Origin of the sequence: Enterobacter cloacae complex sp. GF14B (assembly GCF_004136805.1) — a bacterium.
GTDB classification, from domain to species: Bacteria; Pseudomonadota; Gammaproteobacteria; order Enterobacterales; family Enterobacteriaceae; genus Enterobacter; species Enterobacter hormaechei_C.
Genome location: NZ_QFRV01000002.1, coordinates 117,567 through 134,124, shown reverse-complemented (window position 1 = coordinate 134,124; position 16,558 = coordinate 117,567). Strand labels below are relative to the sequence as shown.

Here is a 16,558-nt window from a genome sequence, read left to right as displayed (position 1 = left end):
ATGGTATCGCTTAAACTTGACGACGGTATGAACCGGTGCAGTGTTTATTTTGATGACAAAAGTGAAGAAAGCTACACCGCAACGGCTACTCATAATCATTGGGTACATTACACCAGTGGTCCGGAAAGGCAGTCAGAGAATTTTGCTGAGTTTACAGAGGGCAATGTCGTGCAGGCTTTCCTTGGTGGAAAGGAGTATTTTTCTGCGCTTCTGGCAGCTTTTAAGCAGGCAAAAAAGTGCATTTTTATTACTGGCTGGCAGGTGAACTGGGACGCCCAACTGGCGGAGGGGATACGGCTGGTTGATACCCTGCTGGAGTCTGTACAGACAACTTCTGGTTTACAGGTTTATATTATGCCGTGGGAGAACCCGGCGCAGGTTGAGACGTATGCTGCGGCAACGGAACGGGTATTTGCTGCGATGAATACCCATCTCGGACGACAGGCTTTTTATGTTCAGCGTGCGGGTTCTAAATCCGGAGTGATGTTTTCGCATCATCAGAAATGCGTGATTGTCGATGAAAAACTGGCATTTGTCGGCGGAATTGACCTGGCCTATGGACGCTATGATGACCATTATGGTCTGCAGGCAAACGCAGACGGACGACAGGGCATGAATATGTACAATTCCTGTATTCCACCCATTGTTCATCGTCCAGGTTATGACCCGATGAACGAATATGTTATTCCAGTAGGGAAATATTCGCAGGAACAGCTACAGGGTGAGTTTAAACGAGCGGAAAAACGACAGACGGACAGCGTTCAGCACATTATTGATACAGTTTTAAAACATGAACTCTGGCAGTCTCAAGGGAGTTCGAAGGACAGCGTTTATCTGGATCCGACAATACAACCCCGGATGCCCTGGCAGGATTATCAGGTACAAATTGAGGGGCCTGCGGTGGATGATCTGGTCAGAAACTTTGTACTGCGCTGGAACAGTTATTCACACCGCTGGCCTGACAATCCTCTACAGACCCGTGTACCTGAACTTGATATCCCTGCAGTACCATCCATAAAAAAGGGAAGCTGTCAGATACAGGTATTGCGCAGTGCCTCATTGAGTATGCGACTTGATGAACATAAAAATATGCCGGAAATTGCGCCGAAAGCGCGACTGAAACAGGATGATATCCTGCGCAGTCTCCATCTGCTCATCAGTAAGGCGGAGCATTATATTTATATAGAGAATCAGTTTTTTGTGTCGGCATTTGAGAAATCATCTATTGGTGAAAATGAACCCTTGAGTCCAGTGGCAAAAAGTATTACCCCTACCCTGAGTGCTTGGGCAACCCGGCTATTGCCGGACGATGAAATGCCGCAAAACCCGGTAGCGGAATGGCTGGGGGACAGAATTAAGCGTGCGATTTTTAGTCATGTTGCGCAACCGTTTCATGTCTATATCGTACTGCCTGTATATCCGGAAGGGCGGCTTGATGACCCGGCTATCGTGGCGCAAATTCATCTGACCCGGCAGTCACTGGTATTTGGTTCTCACAGTCTGCTGAACCGCATCCGCCGTAGTTTGTGGGTGAAGCAACAACTTGAAGTGCAGGCGGTACCCCGCAAAGAATGGAGCAGGAAAATAGAGAAACTAGAAGAGCTATGTGGAACGGAATATACCAGTATTCCACTTGAAGTATGCGATCAATACGTGACGTTATTAAATCTGCGTGACCATGATGAACTAAACGGAATGGCGGTGACAGAGCAGATTTATGTACACAGTAAACTGACGATTGTGGACGACCGCTATGTGCTGGTGGGGAGCGCGAATATTAATGACAGAAGTCTGTTGGGTGACAGGGACTCTGAGCTGGCGGTACTGATATCGGATACTGAACATGGCTATACCGATCTGGATGGCAGTGGAACTACAGTTCCCTACCGTAATTTTGCTCGTAAGTTGCGGCAAAAGGCGTGGCGTAAATGGCTGGGGAGTGCGGCTGGGGAATGTGCAGAAGCGCTGGATAAGCCAGCACTAAAAGCCAGTTGGGAGAAGATTCAGGCTCTGGCGAGGGAAAACGCAATAATTTATGAGAGTGTATTTAATTTTATCCCACGAAATGATTTCATAAAAGATGAATCTGATGATGGCAATTACAGGAAAGAAAATAGCGAGCAGGGAGTAAAGATGAGGGCATCGTTATGGCCTGTAGCAGCAGCTAATTCACGAGACGTCCTTTCTAACGAAGGTAGTATGCCGTTTTCTTTTTCGTTTTGGAAAGAATATTCATTATATAATTACAATTTAAATAATATAAAAGGATTTATAACTGCACTTCCTATTTACTGGTCGGAAGGTGAAAACAACTTAATTCCTTATAATACGCGGTTGATTGCCAGTAATTCTATACAGGCAGATGATGAAGTTCAAATTGCAAATAACGATAATATAAGGGATTCACAGGAAAGCTAGTTATGAAAAAATTTCCATTGTTAATTTTATGGGGTGGTTTTCTTGTTTCACCTGTGACATTTTCCCAGAAATGGAATAGCGAGTGTGTAAGTTATTATCAGATGCAATTACCTGATGGATTGGATGTGGGATTATATCCTATAGAAGGATTTACTAATCCGGAGGAACAACCAGAAGGTAATGGCTTTTTTATTACCAGTCGATATGCACGTAATGGTATAACATTTGGTGATAAATATAACAGAGCAAAAGCAGATTCTATTCAAGCGCAATTTTCTTCGCTTTATTACGGTAATTATGAGTTGGATGTTTCCTCTGAAGAGAAAACTCCGGTTGATTTCTCTGCGTATAAAGAAAGAGTTGCTGATAGTATAAATTTCGGTATTGAAGTTGCCAGGAAATATGAAGAGCGTGATTTAAAGTTACTTAATAAGCCAATGGAAACAAAGGCGGAGTTTAACAGGAAGCATGAATACATCTTAAAAGATTATCCTAATGCTTTCGTGAATTATGACTACAGAGGATATACGGTTTACATAAATAGCGGAAAGCGCCTGTATCATTTTTGGGGGAGGAATGCCAAAGATTCAGGAGAAAAATCCCAGACTACTGAGATGCAGGTGCGGAAATCCGAACCTGAAGTTCTTTCTCTTCTAAATCGTTTCAGACCACGTAAGTTATACGAAGTCCCAACAGAGCAAGGGTTTTGCCTTCCCTACGGCTTTATCGCGGGTGATTCCGGTCATGAGCCTCGTAATATTGGGATAACATACCGGCTTCAAAATCACCCGGATGTGACCATATTTTTTCAGGATCTGGGGATGAAGCCAAAGGCGGGAAAAGAAGATGACCTGAATGAAAAAGATTATGTAAACTGGCTCTGGAACTGGCAATACCAGTGGTCAGCAGTTTCAAAAGAGCTGATAAAACCAAAGTGGCGTTCAATAGAAATGGATGGACGTAAGGGGGTTGGTACATTTGTGAAATCTGTCTACAAAGACGGTGGACTCAATTACGGCTATGTTGCTTATGTACAGGGAGATCGACAAGCCAGAAATCTGAAGCCAGATTTATTACTCTACGTGATGCAGGACAGTCGACAGGCGAGAGGTAACCCGCCAATGGACAAGGATGAGTTGGAAAAACTGGCAGAACATATTGTCAGTTCTATTAAGAGGCGGTAATTCATTTTTTACTGCCTCCACAATTATTTATCCCTTTATTTTCGCCCGCATTACTATTAATGCCGCTGGCGACGATGGCGAGAGTCTGGCAGCTCAGGGGGCGTAAAGTGGTTGATGCCGCCAATTACCAGACACTTCTGCGCTAGGCCGATACGGTCCTAAAGGACGAGGTGCTGGCGTCAAAAGAACTGCCGGTGATGCCCGGTGGCAGCGTGACGCTCAATATGCTCATGGATGAAGATGCTCAGTTCCAGCCTGGCGCTGCTGGGATACACCCGGCAGTGCGCCGTATTTCAGAACCAGTCCGTGCCGGAGGTGGTGGAGCAGGTTCTGCGCAGACACGGGCTGGAGGGACCTGATTTTGAATTCCGGCTGGAGCGCAGCTATCCGGCGCGGGAGCTGATAACCCAGTGGCGGGAGACGGATTTACAGTTTATCCAGCGCATTCTGTCAGAGGTGGGGATTTACTGGCGTACGGAGATGGATGATGTGCGCGGTCTGGATACGTACATTTTTGCCGACAGCCAGCTTAACTACCGGTTTGATGTGCGCCTGCCGTACCGCGAGCCGTCGGGTCTCTTTGACGGGGCGGCAGAATCGGTCTGGGATGTGCGCACCTGGCACAGGATTGTCACCGGCACCGTCGCCACGCGGGATTACAACTACCGGACAGCCACCACGCCGATGGATGCGACGGTCAGCGTACGCAGTAATGCGGTGACGACGGGTGAGCACTACCGCTACAAATGCGCACCGCCTGGCGGGAGATCCAGCAGGCGACGGATATGACGCTGGAGATGTTAAACCGGGTGGACTGGGTACAGGTGCTGACCGATGCGGCAACAGCCATAGCGGTTATTCTGGTGGCGGTCGGCGTGGGGCGCTGGGCATTCCTGAAGCCATTATCGGCGCGTTTTTACTGATTGTACGCCTGGCGATAAGCGCCTGGGGGACGCTGGCGGCGATCCTCGGCGCAGGAACCACCGTGGCGGTAGCCCCGTAATAAGGAGTGATGATGTTAAAGGATCTGGTCGAAAAGTGGCTTCCGGAAGCATCGGTAAAATACAAGTACGGCAGCCCGGCGGTGAACCTCGGGTTGATAATCACCGTGTTCGTTAAAAACGGCCATACGCCGGAGGTTCGCCGAAAAATGGTGGAGTGTGTCGATCGTTATTACGGGGAATTTAAGCCGTATCTCAGGAAAACGCTGCCGGTAAAGAAATGGACCAGAATCACCGAAAACAATTATGCCAGACAGAAGCAGGCTATTCTAAACTCCACGCCTGAGGAAATTTTTGACTGGGTACTGAGTTCTGCAACTGAGTCATATCTGGCACCGGCTTACGAAATTCTTATCATGGGGAAACGAATATTCCATAACGAAAATGATCGCTCAGTCATAAAACTCGCTTTCCCCCTTTCCCTGCTGAAAGAGCCGGACGGTAAGGAACGGTATGAAAACTGGCTGCTTTGGCTGTGCGACACCTTCGAAGTGGAAAGCGGCTGTGCTGAGCTGTCGTTCGTTCTGCCCTACGCCTTTGAACAGATGTTCCCTTATGAATATGCCCTGGCTCAGCGTTTTTCCGGCGTGATGGTGGATTCGCTGGGTACCCCTGCGGGGAAGCGGTCGAAGGCCTCAAAGGTGCCTGCTGGTAAACCATTCTGGGCACGCCATGGCTGGAAAAGCTCGGAGGGGAAGACGCCGTCGCGCGGCGTCTGGTGAAAACACCGGAAATCGGCCTGCTCTCTTATAACAACGGGGTAATTCTGAAAGCCGGTGAGCTTCCTCCGGGTCTGGGTGAGATGAGAACCAAAGGCTTACCCCCTTACTGGTAAAGGTGAACCAGATTATTCGTCCGGTTCGTTATGACGGCCATAAAGGGCTCCATTTCTATTCCGGATACGAAAACCACCAGTTTGATGAAGAATCCTCCATGAAGTGATTTGCCCGCTTCGATGAGGCCAGCGCCCTGCTGGAATGAAAAAAGCCCCCTTTTAACAAAGGGGGCTGTCAACCCTATTTCTTATTTACATCGCCTGCGTAAACGTCCTCGAAATCACATCCTGCTGCTGCTCGCGCGTCAGAGCATTAAACCGCACCGCATAGCCTGAAACGCGGATCGTCAGGTTCGGATAATTCTCCGGATGGGCGATGGCATCCAGCAGCATCTCCCTGTTCATCACGTTGACGTTCAGGTGCTGACCGCCCTCAATGGTCGCTTCGTGGTGGAAGTATCCGTCCAGCAGCCCGACAAGGTTGGTTTTGCGCACCGGCTCGTCCTTGCCCAGTGCCTGCGGCACGATGGAGAAGGTGTAGGAAATCCCGTCTTTGGCATAGGTGAACGGCAGCTTGGCGACCGAGGTTAACGACGCCACCGCCCCTTTTCTGTCGCGCCCGTGCATCGGGTTGGCGCCAGGCGCAAACGGCGTGCCGCCGCGACGTCCGTCCGGCGTGTTGCCGGTCTTCTGGCCGTAAACCACATTGGAGGTGATGGTCAGGATCGACTGCGTCGGTACCGCGTTGCGGTACGTCGGCAGCGCCTGGATTTTCTTCATAAAGCGCTCAACCAGATCGCAGGCGATACTGTCCACGCGATCGTCGTTGTTGCCGTACTGCGGATAGTCGCCTTCGATGATGAAATCGACCGCCAGACCAGTGTGGTCGCGTACCGGTTTTACCGTGGCGTATTTGATGGCCGACAGGGAATCCGCCGCCACCGACAGCCCGGCAATGCCGCAGGCCATGGTGCGGTAGACGTCCCGGTCGTGCAGCGCCATCAGCGAGGCTTCGTAGCTGTATTTATCATGCATATAGTGAATGAGATTCAGCGCGCTGATGTACTGTACCGCCAGCCAGTCCATGAAGTGATCGAGGCTCGCCATTACGGTGTCGTAATCCAGTACCTCATCCAGCAGCGGCTCGGTTTTCGGACCGACCTGGATCTTCAGCTTCTCATCCACCCCGCCGTTGATTGCGTACAGCAGCGTTTTCGCCAGGTTGGCGCGTGCGCCGAAGAACTGCATCTGCTTGCCGATCACCATCGGGCTGACGCAGCAGGCAATGGCGTAGTCGTCGCTGTTGAAGTCGGTGCGCATCAGATCGTCGTTCTCGTATTGCAGCGAGGAGGTGACGATCGACACCTGCGCGGCGTATTTCTTGAACGCGATCGGCAGTTTTTCGGACCAGAGGATCGTCAGGTTTGGCTCCGGCGCAGGCCCCATGGTGTGCAGGGTATGCAGGTAGCGGAAGCTGTTTTTAGTCACCAGCGTGCGCCCGTCCAGCCCCATGCCGCCAATCACTTCCGTGGCCCAGATCGGATCGCCGGAGAAGAGCGTGTCGAACTCCGGCGTGCGCAGGAAGCGCACCATGCGGATCTTCATGATGAAGTGGTCGATCAGCTCCTGGGCCTGCACCTCATTCAGCCGCCCAGCCTGCATGTCGCGTTCGATGTAGATATCGAGGAACGAGGCCGTGCGCCCCAGCGACATGGCTCCGCCGTTCTGGGATTTCACTGCGGCAAGGTAGGCAAAGTAGACCCACTGCACCGCTTCCTGCGCATTCATCGCCGGACGTGAAATGTCAAAGCCATAGTTCGCCGCCATCTGCTGGATCTGGAGCAACGCACGTTTATGCTCCGCCAGCTCCTCGCGCAGGCGGATCGTGGCCTCCAGTTCTTCTCCGCGCTCCAGTTTCCCCTGGAGATCGGCGAACTGAAGTTCACGCTCGCGCACCAGATAGCTGATGCCGTACAGCGCCACGCGGCGGTAGTCGCCGATGATGCGTCCGCGCCCGTAGCCGTCCGGCAGACCGGTCAGTACCCCCGATTTGCGGCAGCGCATCATCTCCGGGGAGTAAACGTCAAACACGCCCTGGTTGTGGGTTTTGCGCAGGTCTGTGAAGAGATATTCAAACTGCGGATCCATCTCGCGACCGTAGGCTTCGAACGAGCTGCGGATCATGTTGATCCCGCCGTACGGATGCAGGGCGCGCTTGAGCGGCTTGTCGGTTTGCAGGCCGACGATCGTCTCCAGCTCCTGATCAATATAGCCCGGCCCGTGCGCGGTAATGGTAGTGGCGATGTTGGTGTCGAAATCCACCGGAGCGTGGGTGGCATTCTCCTGACGAATGCCGACCATCACCTTCTGCCACAGCGCCGTCGTTGCTGGCGTCGCCTGCGCGAGGAAAGCTTCATCGCCTTCATAAGGGGTGTAGTTATGCTGAATAAAATCGCGCACGTTGATGGCGTTTTTCCATTCTTCACCACGAAACCCGGCCCATGCGTCGCTGTAAGGCGCGACGCCCGTATCGATTGTTACTTTCATCAGATTCTCGCTTTATCAGGCGTAAGCCGCAGCCGGAGTAACCTTCCCAAGACGGAGGGCGTCCAGCGCGATCATTTTTTCTTCATTGGTAGGGATCACCGCGCAGGCCGCGCGGGACGACTCGGTGGAGATCACGCGCTCGCCCGCGCTGCCCGGCAGGGCATTTTTGGACTCGTCGAGGATGATGCCAAACACCTTCAGATGCTCCGCCACCAGCGCGCGGATAAGCACGGAGTTCTCACCGATCCCGCCGGTAAACACCACGCCATCCAGACGGTGCAGGGACGCGGCATGACCGGCGATATGCCGCGCAATCCGGTGGACAAAGGTCTTTATTGCCAGCCGCGCCCGCTCGTTGCCGTCATGCCAGGCTTTCTCCAGCGCGCGCAAATCGGAGGAGATACCGGAGATCCCCAGCAGCCCGGACTCTTTGTTGACCACGCGCTCCAGATCCTCGAACGACTGGCCGGTCTGCCGGGCAATCCACGCCATCGCGCCAAAATCCACGTCTCCGCAGCGCGTGCCCATCACCAGTCCTTCAAGCGGCGTCATCCCCATGGACGTGTCCACGCTTACGCCGTTACGCACCGCGCAGATGGACGCCCCGTTGCCGAGATGGGCAATCACCAGGCCGCTGTCATCGGGAGAGAGCCCGAAAAGCGCGTGCGCCTGCGCCGACACATAGCGGTGAGAGGTGCCATGGAAACCGTAGCGGCGCACGCCCAGCTCTTCAAAATAGCGGTACGGCAAGCCGTACAGATACGCCTGCGGCGGCATGGTCTGGTGGAAGCTGGTATCAAATACCGCCACCTGCTGCACGCCGGGGAACAGGCGCTCGGCGGCTTCCACGCCGCTCAGGTTGGCGTAGTTATGCAGCGGCGCCAGCGGGGAGACCTGGCGGATCTGCGCCATCACCTCTTCCGTGATCAGGGTCGACTCGCTGAAGAGGTCACCGCCGTGGGCAATGCGATGGCCAATCAAAGCCACGCTGCCCATCAGGTTGCGTTTCTCCAGCTCAAGGGCGATGGCGGCCAGCGCCCCTTCGTAGTCCTGGTGAGCCAGTCTGACCGGCTCACCCCCATTCACGGAAATAAAGGCTTTTTCTGTGTTGATGCCGTCCGCAATGCCCGTCATCAGGGCATCGCAGCTTGCGGCGTCCAGCACCGAGAACTTAACAGAGGACGATCCGCAGTTAATGACCAGTACTACCGGAAACTCAATCATGGTATGGCTCCGCTCTTCCTGAGCTTTGGTTTAAAACAGTTTGTACACGATGTTCAGAATGGTCAGCAGACCGACCACGGTTACGAAGATGTTCTCGGTCCGGCCTTTGTATTTCGCCAGCGCCGGTGCCTTGCGGATGGCGTACATCGGCAGCAGGCACAGCAGAGAGGCGATAATTGGCGCGCCCATGGCTTCAATGAGGTCCAGAATGTTCGGGTTGGCGTAGGCCACAATCCAGGTGGAGCCCATGATGAAGACCATGCTGATGGTGTTCAGCTTGCCGACGGAGACGTTCTTCTTGTCGCCCTTGTAGCCGAACTTGATGATCAGGCCGTTCAGCCCCTCCAGCGTGCCCAGATAGTGGCCGAAGAAGGATTTAAAGATAGCGACCAGCGCGATGATGGACGCGCCGTACTCCAGCACGGTGGCGAACGTGGATTTACTGCCTGACATCGACGCAAAGTGGTTCGCCAGGTAAGAGAGCACCGGAATGTTCTGCGCTTTGGCGTCCGCCATGTTCTGCGGAGAGAGTGTAAACAGGCAGCTAAAGGCGAAGAACATCACCACCGCCACCATCAGCAGGCTGGCGCGACCGATGATTTTGGAACATTTCTGCTCGGTAAACTCTTTCCCGAACTCCGGTTCGTACTCTTCGCGCTTGGAGACCACAAACGAGGAGACGATAGGCGAGAAGTTGAAGGAGAAGACCATGATGGAGATTCCCAGCCACACCGTGACCAGAATGCCGTCATGACCGGTGAAGGCGATATCGCTCAGGTTAACCTGGTCGATCACCGCCGAGTTCCAGTACGGGATCAGCGAGAGAGAAATCAACACCAGGCTGGCGATGAACGGGAACACCAGGTAGCTCATCACTTTCACCATCAGGTCTTTACCGAACCAGATAACAAAGGCCATCAGCAGCAGCAGGAACAGCGCCACCACGCCGCGGTTCAGGGCGGGCATCTGGAGCTGGTTTTCCCAGAAGGTCATAAAGGTGTTGGTAATGGTGACGCCGTAAATCCACAGCAGCGGGCAAATGGCAAAGAAGTAGAGGAAGGTGATTACCACCCCGCCGGTCTTACCAAAATGCTCCTCCACCGTTTCGGTGATGTTGCCGGAGACGTTACTGCCGGACAAACACAGACGCGCCAGCGCGCGGTGGCAGTAAAAGGCAATCGGGAACGCGAGTACCAGCATCAGCAGGATGGGGATCAAGCCGCCAAAGCCTGCACGGATAGGGAAGAACAGCACGCCTGCGCCAATGGCGGTACCAAACAGGCCGAGCGTCCAGGTGGTATCAGATTTACGCCAGGAGGACGTTTTTGTCTGGCCAACGATAATGCTTTCTGTGTTGCTCATAAGTCATCCTTTATGCGTCAACGAAGCCGGTAATTTGGGAAACACGGGAGAGATCGATATTGCCGCCGGAAATAATGCAGACGGTTTTACGGCCCTGGATATAGTGGTCCAGCTTGCCGCTTAATAACGCCGCGCACGCCAGTGCGCCAGCACCTTCCGTGACCACTTTATTTCGCTGAATAAGCGCGATCATGCTGTTGCGAATCTCGTCTTCGCTGACCAGCACAATATCATCGACTAATTCACGAACAATTTCGAAGGTTAAATTACCCGGGCGAGACACGTCGCAACCGTCTGCTAATGTGCCGGTAATGCGGTGGTTCGTTATTTCACCGGCCTGATACGATGCCGCCATTCCGTGCACGTTTTCAGACTGCACGCCGATAATATTGATAGTTGGGTTGATGGATTTAATTGCTGTCGCAATACCGGCAATTAAACCGCCGCCGCCGATGGGGACAATCACGTTATCCACGTCATATAAATCTTCGAGGATTTCCAGGCCGATGGTGCCCTGACCGGCGATCACTTTCGGATCGTCGTAAGGCGGGATAAAAATGCGCCCTTCCATCTCGACGATTTCGCTCACTTTGGCGATGGTGTCGTTAAAGTTCTCGCCGTGTAGCACCACTTCGGCAGAGTAGTCGCGCGTGGCGGCAACCTTGGATTTCGGCGCGCCCATCGGCATCACTACTTTGCCGTCGATGCCGAGCATGGCGCAAGAGAGAGAGACCCCCTGCGCGTGGTTCCCTGCGGAACAGGCCACCACGCCCTTGCGTTTTTCCGCATCGGTCAGTGAGCTTAATTTATTAAACGCCCCACGTATTTTAAACGAACCGGTACGCTGCATATTTTCAAATTTCAGGAATATCTCACCCTTACACCGTTCGCTCAGATAATTTGAGCGCGGCATACCGGTTTTATAGATCTTTCCCGCCAGTCTTTTTCTGGCGTCCTGAATATCTTCAATGGTCACCGGGAGATCGTAAGTAATGTGCATAATATCCTCGTTATAATAATTCATTGTTTTCAGGCAAAGCCAGGGTAACAGAGCGTTAAAAAGCGTCGCTCCGGGTGTTTTAAATCATCATTATTTCTATCGTCGTTTTTCGGTATTCATCGACGAATATTGTTTTGCCAGTTCCACTAATACTGACGCCGATTTTTTAATACTGTAATTTTTTGACCACACGGCGGCATAACGCGCCACGGGTAATTCATCTTCCACCGGCAGGACAATGAACTGGTCCGAGCCGAATGGCGCAATCATGTCACGGGGGATCACCGTCAGGTAATCGGCATTGAGGACAAGGTTATAGATGGTGACGACGGAATCGGTCTGGACGATGTTTTCAATGCTGATGTGGTTGTCTTGCAGGGTGGTCAGAAGTTCGTTGTAGTAGCCCATATCGGTTTGCGGCATCACCCACTGCTCGTGCGTGAGCGATGCCAGTCTGGTCGGGCCGGTGCACGTTCGTGATTTACTCGCCACCAGCACAAACTCGGATTCAAACAGTGGCTCAACGTGAAGATCCTGAAGCTGCATCCCGTCGCTCAGCGTACCGATGGCGAAATCCAGCCGGCCATCGCGAATGGCGGGCAGGAATGAAGAGAGCTGCGCTTCATACATTGAGACGCGTGCCTTCGGGAACACTTCCTTGAATTTTTTGATCATCCCGGACAGGAAGGTGAAGCCAATCAGCGAGGGATAGCCGAAGGAGACGTCCATGACGGTACTGAAACTGAGGCTGTTGATCTCGCTTACCATGTTTTTCATTTCGCGGGTGATCGACTCAGCGTAGGACAGCAGCACCTGACCGGCGGCAGTGAGTTTTACGCCGGTGTTCTTACGCACCATCACTTCCACCCCAAAGTAGGATTCGATGTCGCTGATGATTTTGCTGACGGCAGGTTGCGTCAGCCCCAGTTGTCTTGCAGCAGAACCTATGGAGCCACTTTTGATGACTTCCTGAAATACCACGAGGTGCTGAGTTTTCGGTAGAATAATAGTATTCATAATATTCTGCGCTTATTTCCCTATGACGCAGCGGATTCTACCCAATATTGTTTTAGGGGGTATGTGCTGTTACTCACAATTTGCCAGGACGCTCTGTTTTCAGTCGCACCAGAAAACTATTTACATCTTTATAAATCAAAGATTTATCACAATAAAAATACGCATTTACGCTGACATTGATCAATAAAAAACGCGGTAATAAATTTATTTTATGGCAATAACCAGCGTGAATTTTTTTGCCTTAAAAATATTAATAAAGGCTATCTTTCAGGCAATTAAAGGTTAATAAAACACCATTATTCCTTTAAAACATTTTTGTGGTTTATCAACTTTACCAGGAGTATTTATTCACTTTCCGGTTAAAGAGTGGGATATATCACACATTCACCAGAAGAATGTTTTTAGATTCAATATTAAATTATCAAATGAATAACATTCGGCATCACTGACTAAACATTTACAACATCTGCTCAACACTAAATTTTTCTAATTTTATAGCGTTAAATTTTGTGATTACGATCATGCGCAGCAGATGAGAGGAACACGCAGCCGAACAAATAGTGAAACGTGCTTAGCGTCGCAAAATTGAGAATTGATGTCGTTTGGCGCTTCGCTTACCCGACCTGCAACCTTCAGAAAGCAAAAACCCCGCCGAAGCGGGGTTTGGTAAGAAGTTGAAGCTGACCGATAAGCCGGGTTCTGTCGTGGACAGTCATTCATCTAGGCCAGCAATCGCTCACTGGCTCAAGCAGCCTACCCGGGTTCAGTACGGGCCGTACCATGTGAACCCCTATTTGGCCTTGCTCCGGGTGGAGTTTACCGTGCCACGGACTGTTACCAGCCGCGCGGTGCGCTCTTACCGCACCCTTTCACCCTTACCTGATCCCGCTTGCGCGGGCCATCGGCGGTTTGCTCTCTGTTGCACTGGTCGTGGGTTTCCCCCCCAGGCGTTACCTGGCACCCTGCCCTATGGAGCCCGGACTTTCCTCCCCTCCGCCCGTCTCCCCCGAAAGGGACGACGACGAAGCGGCGACTGTCTGGTCAGCTTCGGCGCGCAGTATAGAGGGTTTGCGCGTCGCTGTCACCCCTGGCTACGCATGCCTACCTGCAATGTGGCCGCGATATTCCGCGAGGCGCGGTAAATGTTGTCATACGCTCCCTGGAACGCCTCTTCCAGTGAGCCGATGCGGGTCAGTACGCTGAACACCGCATCGATGCCGTACTGATGCACCACACCCACATCCTGCGTCAGACTTCCGGCAATCCCTATCACTGGCTTATGGTATTTTTTGGCGACGCTCGCCACGCCGACGGGCACTTTGCCATTTATGCTCTGGCTGTCGATGCGCCCTTCCCCCGTCAGCACCCACGTGCAGTCGTGAATATGTTCTTCAAGATTGAGCGCCTGAGTGACAATCTCAATGCCGCTTTTCAGCTCTGCGCCCAGGAAGGCCATCAGCGCCGCGCCCATGCCGCCCGCGGCGCCAGCCCCCGGAACCCGGTTGACGTCAATGCGCAGCGTTTTTTTGATCACTTCGGCATAGTGGCTAAGACTGGCGTCGAGTTCGAGGATCATCTCCTCCGTGGCGCCTTTTTGCGGTCCAAAGATACGCGACGCGCCGCTTTCACCGACCAGCGGATTCGTCACGTCACAGGCGACACGGATTGCGCACCCCTGAAGACGCGGATCGAGATCCGAAATATCAATCCGGTTAAGCGCCATCAGGCTGCCGCCGCCGTAGCCGATCTCCGTCCCGTTCGCATCCGTAAACTTCGCGCCCAGCGCCTGCATCATGCCTGCGCCCCCATCGTTGGTTGCGCTCCCGCCGATACCGATAATGATGTTGCGCGCGCCTTTATCCAGCGCGCGGAGGATCAGCTCCCCCGTCCCGCGCGACGTCGTGACCAGCGGGTTACGCTGCGCGGGAGGAACAAGCACCAGGCCGCTGGCGGCGGCCATCTCGATAAACGCGGTGGTACCGTCGCCCGAGATCCCCCAGCTGGCCTTCACCTTTTCCCCTAACGGGCCGGTGACGATAGCCTGCTGCCAGGTGCCCTGCGTAGCGGCGATCATCGCTTCAACCGTACCTTCTCCGCCGTCAGCAACGGGAACAGACACGTAATGAGCGTAGGGGAAAATTTCCCGAAATCCTTTTTCTATCGCCTGCGCCACCTCAGTGGCAGACAGGCTTTCTTTATAAGAGTCTGGCGCGATTACGATTTTCATAGTTGTATGCCTGAGCCGTAGGCCCGGTAAGCGTAACGCCACCGGGCGGGACGTCATTAGCGAGCAATTTCAACCTTCGCCAGCTTTTCGTAATAGCACGCTAACGCGCTGTGATCGGCGGTGCCCAGACCATCCGCACGCAGCGCCTGCATCATCTCCATGACGGCGGCAGTCAGCGGCAGCTGCGCCCCCACGCCGTGGGAGGTATCCAGCGCATTCGCCAGATCCTTAATGTGCAGATCGATGCGGAAGCCCGGCCTGAAGTTACGATCCATCACCATCGGCGCCTTGGCATCCAGCACGGTGCTGCCCGCCAGACCACCGCGAATGGCCTGATAGACCAGATCCGGATTAACGCCCGCTTTGGTGGCCAGCGTTAGCGCCTCCGACATAGCCGCGATGTTCAACGCCACAATCACCTGGTTTGCCAGCTTGGTGACGTTGCCTGCGCCAATTTCACCGGTGTGCACCACGGAGCCAGCCATGGCTTTCATCAGGTCGTAGTATTTGTCGAACACGGCTTTATCGCCCCCTACCATCACCGACAGGGTGCCGTCGATGGCTTTCGGTTCGCCGCCGCTGACCGGCGCATCCAGCATCTCCACGCCCTTCGCTTTCAGCTCCTCGCTGATTTCGCGGCTTGCCAGCGGTGCGATAGAACTCATGTCGATCACCACCAGACCCGGCTTCGCGCCATCGATAATGCCGTTCTCACCCAGCGCCACCTCTTTCACGTGCGGGGAGTTTGGCAGCATGGTGATAATCACGTCGCACTGCTCAGCAATTGCTTTTGCGGTTGTCGCCGTTTCTGCGCCAGCCGCAATCACCTCTGCCACCGCGTCTGAATTACGATCTAAAACCACCAGTGAGTAACCTGCTTTGATGAGGTTTTTGCTCATTGGTTTGCCCATGATACCCAGGCCAATAAAACCCACTTTCAGCGTCATAATCTGTTTCCTCAATGATGGTTATTTTTTAAAAGCGTCCGCTAATTTCTGCGTGGCGGCGCGGAATACGCCGAGATCGCTGCCGACGGCGACAAACGTTGCGCCCCATTCCAGGTAACGGCGGGCATCGGCTTCCACTGGCGCCAGAATGCCGCACGGTTTACCGTGCGCTTTGGCACGGGCAAAAATGTGCTGAATTGCGCGCTGCACATCCGGATGGCTGGCGTTACCCAGATGACCAAAGGCGGCCGCCAGATCGCTCGGGCCGACGAAAATGCCGTCGACGCCCTCCGTCGCGGCAATAGCGTCGACGTTATCGACCCCCTGCTGGCTCTCGATCTGAACCAGAATGGTGATGTTCTTGTTGGACTGGGAGAAATAGTCCGGCACGGTGCCAAACATGTTGGCGCGGTGCGAGACGGACACGCCGCGGATCCCTTCCGGTGGATAGCGGGTCGCCGCCACGGCCAGCACCGCTTCTTCTTCCGTTTCAACAAACGGGATCAGAAAGTTGTAGAAGCCGATATCCAGCAGACGCTTGATGATCACCGGCTCGTTGGTGGGCACACGCACCACCGGCGCGCTGTGGCTGCCTTTCAGCGCCATCAGCTGCGGAATAAACGTGTTGATATCGTTTGGCGCATGTTCGCCGTCCAGCACCAGCCAGTCGAACCCGGCCAGGCCCAGCACTTCGGTGCTGATGGGGTTGGCCAGCGCAGACCAGCAGCCAATCTGAATCTGGTGCGCCGCGAGGGCCGCTTTAAATTTATTCGGGAAGATGTCGTTACTCATTACTTATACCTTTTTTAATTCCGCAGTTTTAGCCAGTAACTTTTCTTATTTATTCCGACTCAGC

General features: G+C 53.4%; 11 protein-coding genes, 1 other RNA gene and 3 pseudogenes. 6 read left to right on the top strand and 9 right to left on the bottom strand.

Translation table 11 applies throughout. The annotated features are described in order from the left end of the window. From DD606_RS01460 to DD606_RS01435, 6 genes and pseudogenes are all read left to right on the top strand, one after another. Window positions 1-2,418, top strand: a complete 2,418-nt coding sequence (locus DD606_RS01460; RefSeq protein WP_129258094.1) for a phospholipase D-like domain-containing protein — start codon at window positions 1-3, stop codon at window positions 2,416-2,418. A gap of 2 nt (window positions 2,419-2,420) precedes the next feature. Beyond that, entirely contained in the window at window positions 2,421-3,602 is a 1,182-nt protein-coding gene (locus DD606_RS01455) for a T6SS immunity protein Tli4 family protein (RefSeq protein ID WP_045895479.1), read from the top strand. Between the two features lie 62 nt (window positions 3,603-3,664). Continuing rightward, window positions 3,665-3,872: pseudogene (locus DD606_RS26330) on the top strand (type VI secretion lipoprotein TssJ); the annotation flags it as partial. Continuing rightward, the gene (locus tag DD606_RS01445; RefSeq protein WP_276329655.1) at window positions 3,858-4,391 is read left to right on the top strand and encodes a phage late control D family protein; all 534 of its coding nucleotides are present in this window, start codon (window positions 3,858-3,860) and stop codon (window positions 4,389-4,391) included. The pseudogene DD606_RS26330 and the gene DD606_RS01445, both read left to right, overlap by 15 nt. Then, window positions 4,346-4,605, top strand: a pseudogene (locus DD606_RS01440) (VRR-NUC domain-containing protein); the annotation flags it as partial. The gene DD606_RS01445 and the pseudogene DD606_RS01440, both read left to right, overlap by 46 nt. A 9-nt stretch (window positions 4,606-4,614) precedes the next feature. Continuing rightward, a pseudogene (locus DD606_RS01435) lies at window positions 4,615-5,542 on the top strand (DUF3396 domain-containing protein); the annotation flags it as partial. Window positions 5,543-5,630: 88 nt separating this feature from the next. Here the strand turns inward: DD606_RS01435 and pflB are convergent. From pflB to garL, 9 genes are all read right to left on the bottom strand, one after another. Further along, window positions 5,631-7,925 (bottom strand): formate C-acetyltransferase, encoded by a 2,295-nt coding sequence (gene pflB, locus DD606_RS01430; protein ID WP_023314890.1) that lies wholly within the window; start codon window positions 7,923-7,925, stop codon window positions 5,631-5,633. A gap of 15 nt (window positions 7,926-7,940) precedes the next feature. After that, complete coding sequence (gene tdcD, locus DD606_RS01425) at window positions 7,941-9,149, bottom strand: propionate kinase (protein WP_022651900.1); 1,209 nt, start codon at window positions 9,147-9,149, stop codon at window positions 7,941-7,943. Between the two features lie 30 nt (window positions 9,150-9,179). Next, window positions 9,180-10,511 carry a threonine/serine transporter TdcC gene (gene tdcC / locus DD606_RS01420; RefSeq protein ID WP_003862666.1) on the bottom strand — a complete coding sequence of 444 codons (1,332 nt, stop codon included), beginning with the start codon at window positions 10,509-10,511 and terminating at the stop codon, window positions 9,180-9,182. A 10-nt stretch (window positions 10,512-10,521) separates the two neighbouring features. After that, complete coding sequence (gene tdcB / locus DD606_RS01415) at window positions 10,522-11,511, bottom strand: bifunctional threonine ammonia-lyase/L-serine ammonia-lyase TdcB (protein ID WP_022651901.1); 990 nt, start codon at window positions 11,509-11,511, stop codon at window positions 10,522-10,524. Window positions 11,512-11,607: 96 nt separating this feature from the next. After that, a complete protein-coding gene (tdcA, locus tag DD606_RS01410; protein WP_003862670.1) occupies window positions 11,608-12,528 on the bottom strand; it encodes a transcriptional regulator TdcA in 921 nt (306 codons plus the stop codon). 672 nt (window positions 12,529-13,200) lie between these two features. Beyond that, window positions 13,201-13,577, bottom strand: an RNA gene (rnpB, locus tag DD606_RS01405) — RNase P RNA component class A. Window positions 13,578-13,609: 32 nt separating this feature from the next. After that, window positions 13,610-14,755 carry a glycerate 2-kinase gene (gene garK, locus DD606_RS01400; protein ID WP_129258092.1) on the bottom strand — a complete coding sequence of 382 codons (1,146 nt, stop codon included), beginning with the start codon at window positions 14,753-14,755 and terminating at the stop codon, window positions 13,610-13,612. Window positions 14,756-14,811: 56 nt separating this feature from the next. Then, a complete protein-coding gene (gene garR, locus DD606_RS01395; RefSeq protein WP_032660438.1) occupies window positions 14,812-15,702 on the bottom strand; it encodes a 2-hydroxy-3-oxopropionate reductase in 891 nt (296 codons plus the stop codon). A 21-nt stretch (window positions 15,703-15,723) separates the two neighbouring features. Continuing rightward, the gene (gene garL, locus DD606_RS01390) at window positions 15,724-16,494 is read right to left on the bottom strand and encodes a 2-dehydro-3-deoxyglucarate aldolase (protein WP_045332928.1); all 771 of its coding nucleotides are present in this window, start codon (window positions 16,492-16,494) and stop codon (window positions 15,724-15,726) included. Between the last annotated feature and the right edge of the window lie 64 nt (window positions 16,495-16,558).